Here is a 5,787-nt window from a genome sequence, read left to right as displayed (position 1 = left end):
TCTTCCTTTTTTAGTTTTGTTATTTTGTTCTTGGGCGAATAATACCACGTTTTGCATCCGAGCGTTTTAAGAACTCAACAAAAAGACTAACACATGTTGTATGTGTTGCTAATTGCTCTAGCTCACCAACAGCTTCATCGATAGTTTTACCTTGACGGTAAATGATACGATAGGCGTCTTTTAGAGCTTTAATTTGGAAGTCCGTAAAACCACGACGAGTTAAACCTGTAGTATTTAAACCAATGGCAAAAGCATGATTGCCTTGTGCTAAAAGATAAGGAGGTACGTCTTGGCTTACACCAGAACAACCACCCATCATTACATGGCTACCAATATTTACAAACTGGTGTACTGCTGTACAGCCACCAATAACGGCAAAGTTATCAATGCGTACGTGTCCACCTAAGGTAACGTTATTAGCTAAAATATTATGATTACCGATTACACAGTCATGTGCTACGTGTACATTAACCATTAATAGGTTATCGTCACCTACAATAGTTTTACTGATACCTTGTACTGTACCTCTGTGGATAGTACAAGACTCACGAATTGAGTTACGATCGCCTATGATTACTTGTGTATCTTCACCATTATATTTAAGATCTTGGTTAACTTCACCAATAGTCACAAAAGAATAAATTTTATTCTCTTTACCGATTGTTGTGTTACCCTTAACAACTACATGAGAAACTAATTCAGTTCCTTCACCAATTGTTACGTTATCTTCAATAATGCAAAAAGGACCTACTTTTACATTATCAGCAATATTTGCATTAGGTGAAACGATTGCTGTTTGATGAATAATTGCTAAAGGAGAAATGCTCATACTATAATCCTCTACGGGCACACATTAAATCAGCTTCACAAACTAAATGGCCATCAACGTATACTTTACCATTAAATTGTGCAATACCACGACGTTCTTTTAAGAAATTAACTTCGATGACCATTGTATCACCTGGTACTACAGGACGTTTAAATCTTGCTTTATCAATGGCAGCAAAGTAATATAACTCATCTTCTGGTAATTCGCGAGTTTTGAATGCTAAAACACCAGTTGCTTGAGCAATAGCTTCTAAAATTAAAACACCTGGGAAAATAGGTTTAACTGGGAAATGACCTGTAAAGCAAGGTTCATTTACAGTTACATTTTTAATTGCACGTAACCATTTACCTTCTTCCCAATCAAGCACACGGTCAACTAGTAAGAAAGGATAACGGTGTGGTAGAAGTGACATAATCTCATCAACTTCAATAATACGCTCTGGATTTGCTTTTAACTGTGACATTTACTAAACCTAATTTTGTTGTTTTACAAGATTAATTAATTCGGCAACTTGTTTTTCTAACGATTTAATACGTGCTGCTTGATCTTTAAGATTGTCGTATCTTAGCATAACCGTACTACGTAACCACTTTTTATTATCCTCAACTGGGATACCAGATGAATAAACTTTTCCACTTTCGGTTAAGCTATGCGGCACCATTGCCATTCCTGTAACTGATACTTGATCTGCAATATTAATGTGACCGTTAAATACCGATGCCCCACCAATAATACAATACTTACCAAAAGTTACAGATCCAGCAACAATAGTACCACCTGCCATTGCAGTTCCCATGCCTACTTTACAGTTATGACCTAAGTGAATATGGTTATCAATAATAACATCATTTTCTACTACAGTATCATGTAAAGCACCACGGTCAATACTTGTTAAAGAACCGATTTCTGTTCTTTGACCGATTTTAGTAGTTCCTACTTGTGGGATTTTAATCCATTTACCGTATTCGTTAGCATAACCAAAACCGTCAGCACCTAATACAGTTAAACTATGCACCACTACGTCATCTGCTAATTCAACGCTATGGTAAAGAACTACGTGTGGATGAAGTCTTACGTTGTTACCGATTTTACAATTATCACCTAAAGAACAGTGATTTTCAATAATGGTATTGTTACCAATGGTAACATTCTCTCCTAGCACTACATAAGCACCAATGTGAACATTTTCACCAATAGTACATGAGGCTGGGATAACAGCTGTGCTGTGAATACTAGGTTTTACTCTAGGTGTTGTATCTAGTTTTTGAGAAACTTTAGCAAAAGCTACGTAAGGATCTTTAACTAGAATTTTATTAACGTTAGGATTAGTAACTAAATCAACAAGTTTTTCAGAAATTAAAACTGCATCAGTACATCCAGCATTAACAAAATTTAAATAAGACTTATCTTTAATAAATCCTATTGTATTTGGTTGATACTCCTCACTATCAAGGGCATGACATTTATTAATTACTAAATCAGCATTTGCTTCGTTTAGTAATTTACCACCTGTTAGTTGAGCAATATCAGATAAAGTAATATTTATCATTCTTTCTAAGCCTAGATGTAATAATATGACTTATAAATATATTATATTACGTTAGCTCTAATTATTAAAAACTATTGTTGTACTAATTTAACTAATTGACTAGTAATATCAATAGCATTAGCGTAATAAATAGCTGCACGAGAATCTACTACTAAAGTGATTTTGTTTTGTGCTGCATATTTAGCAACGATATCTCTAACTGCTTTATCAACACGATCAAGCTCTACATTTTGGAAATCTTGCATTTCTTGTTGTAGTTTTTGTAATTGCATTTGATAATTAGTATATTTTTGTTCAAATGCTTGCGCTTTTTGTTGGAAAGAAGTTTCACGAGATTTTAATTGTGCACCACTTAATTTACCTGATTGTAAATCTTTATCTAGTGCTTGTTTCATTTTTTCAATTTGTGCGTTTTCAGTTTGTAACTCTTTACCTAATTTTTCTAAATCAGCGTTACGTTGTTTAAATTTAGCATCAAATTGTTTAGCACCATCAGCGTATGCTTTTGATTGTTGTACTAATGAATCATAGTTTACAACAGCTACAACTACTGAAGCTGTGCTTGCAGCAGGAGCAGCGTAAGCAGTGCTAACTGTAGCAACACCCACTAAAGATGAAAAACCGATAGCAAAAGCAGCTAATACAGATTTTTTTAATTGCATAAGTTGTCCTTGAATACAATATATAATCTTTTAATCGAAATATCATAGATCAACAGGAGTATCTCCTGTTGATCTTTTAATTTATAAATAGTTTTGATTAATATGATGTACCGAAGTTAATACCAAATACTTCTTTATCATCATATTGTTTTTTCATTACTGGCCAGCCTAAGTAGAACGATAATAAGCCTAAAGGTGATTGCCAATCTAAGTTCACCCCACTAGTAACACGGAAGTTAGGTTTACCCCAGTTCTCATAGCCATTGAAAATGCTTTGATCTAAGTTAGCAGTGTATTTTTTCCACTTAGTATTCCATACTGCAGCAGAGTCAACGAAAATCGATGTACGTACAGTTTTCGCAGCTTCACCTCTGAACATTGGGAAGTATAAATCAACACCACCGTAAACGATCGAGTCACCACCTACCGTTTCATATGGATTTACACGATTAAAACTTGCAGCAGAGGTAGTACTACAACTACTACCTGAAGCACAGTTAATCGAAGCTGGACCTACTGACGCATAACTTAAACCACGTAGCGTACCAGCACCACCCGCTGTATATAAAGCAGAAATCGGTAAGTAAGTATTATTTAAGGCACGAGCATGAGCTGCTGATAAGCGAGTTCCGAATACCCAAGAACCACTACGTGATAATGGAGTAAAGGTTTTTAAACTTGCTTGCATAGTTACATATTTATCAGTTGATGCGATACCTGTGTAACTACCACCTACAGTAAAGTCTATACCTTTGGTTGGGAATAGATATCTATCATAAGTATTATAGTTATATGATAGATTTAAAGTAATATCGTGGGTTCTAACTTTCCATTTACCCTCTGAAGTACTTTGACCAATCGAGTTTAAATATAGAGCACGATAATATTCTGGATATAAGTTTGTATATTTATTTTGTTCGTAAGTAATACTACCTGATAAAGTGCCGTAGCGCGATACAGGGATACTTGAACCTAAAGTAATACCATAAACGGTTTGTTGGTAATTATAACCGTAGTAACGTTTATATTTCTCGGTATTGATTTTTGAGTAGTAAATCGAACCGTTAATACTTAAACCGTAAGTAGTAACAAATGGCTCTGTATAATCGATCGAGCTATAGAAACGACCAGATGATTTTTCTAAATCGATACCAACACTACGTCCAGTACCTAAGAAGTTATTTTGTTGTAACTTAGCCGTATAAGTAATACCTTGCGTATCACCATAACCGATACCAATTTGGAAGTTACCGTTAGCTACTTCTTTAACTTTATAAGTTAAATCTAAAAGGTCATTCGAACCTTCTACTGGAGTAGTTTCATAAGTAACATCTTGGAAGTTACCACTTCTTAAAAGCGTAGCAATATCTTGGTTAACTAAGTTTAAGTTATAAATCGCGTTTTCTTGTTGTTGTAATACACGACGGATAACGTTATCTTTAGTTAAGTAGTTACCGTTAAACTTAATCGAGTTAACTGAGTAACGATTACCTTTATCAACCGCAATAGTAACTGTTACAGTTTTGTTGTCTTCATTAAACTGTAATACTGGTTTAATTTCAGGATGAGCATAACCTAAACCTGCTAAGTAATCTTTAATCGCTGAAATAGTTTCAGTTACTCTAGATTTATTGTAGTCTTTATCAATTTCTACTTTGCTAAGTTTAGCAAACTCTTCATCTAAAGTAGTATTACGTGTAAAGAAGTTTACTGCTGCAACTTTATAGATCTCACCTTCATATACATTAACGTCTAAAGTAACATCTTGTGGACGTTCTGCATCAAGGTTTTGTTCTTTAGTTGATAAAACTTTAAATTGTGCGTAACCTCTATCTTGATAGAAGTTAGTAATGTTATCTAATAATTCTTGTTTACTTTGTGCTGTAAAGTTAGAATTATGATAGAAGTTATACCAGCGTGTACCCGGACGAATAATTGACTGTTCTAAAATCTCTTTTTGGCTATAGTGAGTATTGCCTGAAAGGTTAAGAGTTTTTAAGTATGCTTTTTTCTTTTCGTCAACGATAATATCTACGTTTACTGTACCATCTTCTAAAGTAGTAACTTTAGTTGCTACTGAAACTTGGCTATAACCTTGACTTTGATAAAACTTTTCAACTTCTTCGTTTAATTGCGTTAACGTATCTTCGTTTAGAATCGCACCTTGGCGAATGTTATTTTGTTCATACGTTTGACGAATTTGGTCAGTTGGAATTAAAGAATTACCTTTGAAATTGACTGATGCAATAGTTTGCTTTAATTGAAGATCAATAACTAAATTATTGTCTTTTTTATTAACTGTTACATTAGTGAAGTTACCAGTATTGTATAGAGTACGAGTAATTGTAGCGATTTTATCGTCATTAATTACTGTACCTTGACTTAATTTTAATAAGCCAATGATATCTTGACCTTGGCTCTGATTAACTCCATTAATCTCTACTTTATCTAGTTGGAAAGGTGTTACTGCTAGCGTAGGGAGGCTTAACGCTAACATTAATTTAGTTAAGAGAAATTTTTTCATGTGGAAACTAGGTTAGTTATAGTGAATTCATTTATATTTCAACTATATATACTAAAACGAATACAGTATGCTTGATTACTTCATCAATCTAATCTTAAAACAAGCACGTAAAGCTTATTATAAAATATTTTTGCCTATTTTTTTCACTTATCTACCGATTGTTTAGCAAATAAGCAATAAAAACAAGCCAAAAATACTCTAGTTATAATTTAAGGGGTTGCTA

General features: G+C 33.7%; 5 protein-coding genes. All 5 read right to left on the bottom strand.

The window, feature by feature from the left end; genetic code table 11:
• Positions 1-19: 19 nt before the first annotated feature.
• Positions 20-829, bottom strand: coding sequence for an acyl-ACP--UDP-N-acetylglucosamine O-acyltransferase (lpxA, locus tag CKF58_RS08000; RefSeq protein ID WP_119532711.1), 810 nt, complete (start codon positions 827-829; stop codon positions 20-22).
• A gap of 1 nt (position 830) precedes the next feature.
• Positions 831-1,292, bottom strand: a complete 462-nt coding sequence (gene fabZ, locus CKF58_RS07995; protein WP_119532709.1) for a 3-hydroxyacyl-ACP dehydratase FabZ — start codon at positions 1,290-1,292, stop codon at positions 831-833.
• Between the two features lie 9 nt (positions 1,293-1,301).
• On the bottom strand, positions 1,302-2,378 hold the full coding sequence (gene lpxD / locus CKF58_RS07990) for a UDP-3-O-(3-hydroxymyristoyl)glucosamine N-acyltransferase (protein ID WP_119532707.1): 1,077 nt from the start codon (positions 2,376-2,378) through the stop codon (positions 1,302-1,304).
• Positions 2,379-2,449: 71 nt separating this feature from the next.
• Complete coding sequence (locus CKF58_RS07985; protein ID WP_119532705.1) at positions 2,450-3,040, bottom strand: OmpH/Skp family outer membrane protein; 591 nt, start codon at positions 3,038-3,040, stop codon at positions 2,450-2,452.
• Between the two features lie 97 nt (positions 3,041-3,137).
• Entirely contained in the window at positions 3,138-5,564 is a 2,427-nt protein-coding gene (bamA, locus tag CKF58_RS07980) for an outer membrane protein assembly factor BamA (RefSeq protein ID WP_119532703.1), read from the bottom strand.
• Positions 5,565-5,787 lie beyond the last annotated feature (223 nt).

Source organism: Psittacicella hinzii (genome assembly GCF_003585935.1).
Taxonomy (GTDB): Bacteria; Pseudomonadota; Gammaproteobacteria; order Enterobacterales; family Psittacicellaceae; genus Psittacicella; species Psittacicella hinzii.
Note: the sequence above shows the minus strand (reverse complement) of the source record. Positions and strands in the feature narration are given on the sequence as shown.